The sequence below is a fragment of the Colwellia demingiae genome, assembly GCF_007954275.1.
Lineage (GTDB): Bacteria > Pseudomonadota > Gammaproteobacteria > Enterobacterales > Alteromonadaceae > Colwellia > Colwellia demingiae.
The window spans coordinates 1-2,076 of sequence record NZ_VOLT01000025.1 but is presented as its reverse complement, the minus strand read 5'-3'; the positions used below and the strand labels follow the sequence as shown (position 1 = coordinate 2,076).

Below are 2,076 nucleotides of genomic sequence, written 5' to 3'. Positions count from 1 at the left end.
CGTTTGCCATTCGCATTCGCTGTGGTGTAAATGTACTCAGCAATCGGTGTTGAGCCAACAAAACTAACCGCTTTAATGCGTTCGTCACTTAATAACACATCAACCGCTTCTTTATCACCGTTAACGACGTTCATTACGCCATCAGGTAAACCTGCTTCTTTTAATAGCTGAGCGATGTATAAGGTTGAACTTGGGTCGCGCTCTGATGGTTTTAAGATAAAGCAATTACCGCAAACAATCGCCAGTGGGAACATCCACATCGGCACCATGGCAGGGAAGTTAAACGGCGTAATACCGGCAACAACACCTAACGGCTGAAACTCACTCCAGCAATCGATATTTGGGCCAACATTTTTGCTGTGCTCGCCTTTAAGTAACTCAGGTGCACCACAGGCGTACTCGACGTTTTCAATACCGCGTTGCAACTCACCGGCGGCATCGTGTGATATTTTGCCGTGTTCTTCACCAATTAATCGACAGATGGTATCTGAATTTTGTTCTAATAATTCCTTGAAGCGAAACATCACCCGTGCGCGTTTTATCGCGGGGGTATTACGCCATTCAGGAAAGGCAGCTTGAGCGGCTGAAATCGCCTGTTCAACGGTTTGTTTTGACGCTAAAGCGACTTTCTTTTCTTCGATACCTGTTGCAGGGTTAAATACGGCTTGAGTACGCACATCATTATTAACCATTTCACCATTGATTAAATGGCCTATTACCTTTACTTCGTTCATAAAATTCTCCGCAGAGGGCCATAAGGCCCATTTAAAATTGTTTACGCTATTTCGTTAAAAGTTTCACCCAGTGCACTGAGCAAGGAATCTATTTCTTCGCGTTCACTGGTGAAAGGCAGACCAAGCTGGATAGTGGAGCCGCCATAACGGACATAAAATCCTTTCTTCCACATTTTCATGGCAATTTGATAAGGGCGTAATGCCGGCTCACCCGGTACTGGGTCGATAGTAAAACCGGCTGCAAAACCGTAGCTGCGAATATCGGTCACGTGTTTACACCCTTTGAGGTTATGCACCGATTCTTCAAAATAAGGACTATGGTCCTTAACGCGTTCAATGAGTTTGTCTTTTTGCAAAATCTCTAAGGCGGCCAGTCCGGCGGCACAGGCAACAGGATGGGCAGAATAGGTATAACCATGGGGGAATTCCACCATATATTCAGGGCCACCTTGCTCCATAAAGGTCTCGTAAATTTCTTGCTTGGCGATAACTGCGCCCATCGGAATGGTGCCATTGGTCATCTGTTTAGCGATGTTAATAATATCAGGGGTGACGCCGAAGGCTTCTGCCCCCGTATTTGCCCCCATGCGACCGAAAGCGCAAATCACTTCGTCAAAAATCAACAGAATATTGTGTTGGTCACAAATCTCACGCAAGCGGTTTAAGTAACCGATTGGCGGCGGAATGACGCCGGCAGAGCCAGCCATCGGCTCAACGATAACAGCCGCAATATTTGAAGCATCGTGCAGCGCCACTAAATCGAGTAATTCGTTCGCTAGCTCAACCCCTGTTTGGGGTTGACCTTTAACAAATTTATTTTCGTCTAACATGGTATGGCGTAAATGGTCTGCATCTACCGCGGGACCAAATAACGAACGGTTAGCGCCGATACCGCCGACAGAAATGCCACCAAAGTTAACGCCGTGATAACCCAGGCCGCGACCAATCAATTTTGTTTTGCTGGCCAAGCCTTTTTTTCGCCAATAGGCACGTGCCATTTTTAGTGAGGTTTCAGCGGCCTCAGAGCCAGAGCCCGTATAAAAAACGCGGTTTATCCCTTTTGGCATAAACTCAACGATTTTCTCGGCGAGTTGAAAGGCTTTAGGATGACCAAATTGGAAGGCCGGAGCATAATCCAATTGTTTTAATTGTTTACTCACCGCTTCGGTAATTTCTGGACGACCATGACCCGCGCCACAGCACCAAAGACCAGATAAACCATCAAAGATTCTTCGACCGTCGGCATCGGTGTAGTAATTTCCCTCGGCAGAAACGATGATGCGCGGGTCTTTTTTAAACTCACGGTTGCCGGTAAATGCCATCCAGTGCGCATCAAGTTGTG

The 2,076-nt window shown here is 46.8% G+C and carries 2 protein-coding genes; both read right to left on the bottom strand.

Translation table 11 applies throughout. The annotated features are described in order from the left end of the window. On the bottom strand, positions 1–734 hold a 734-nt coding region (locus ESZ36_RS22355; RefSeq protein WP_146792013.1), incomplete at its 3' end, for an aldehyde dehydrogenase family protein. A 41-nt stretch (positions 735–775) separates the two neighbouring features. Beyond that, positions 776–2,076 (bottom strand): omega-aminotransferase AptA (gene aptA / locus ESZ36_RS22350; RefSeq protein WP_146792011.1); only part of this gene is annotated, 1,301 nt, incomplete at its 5' end.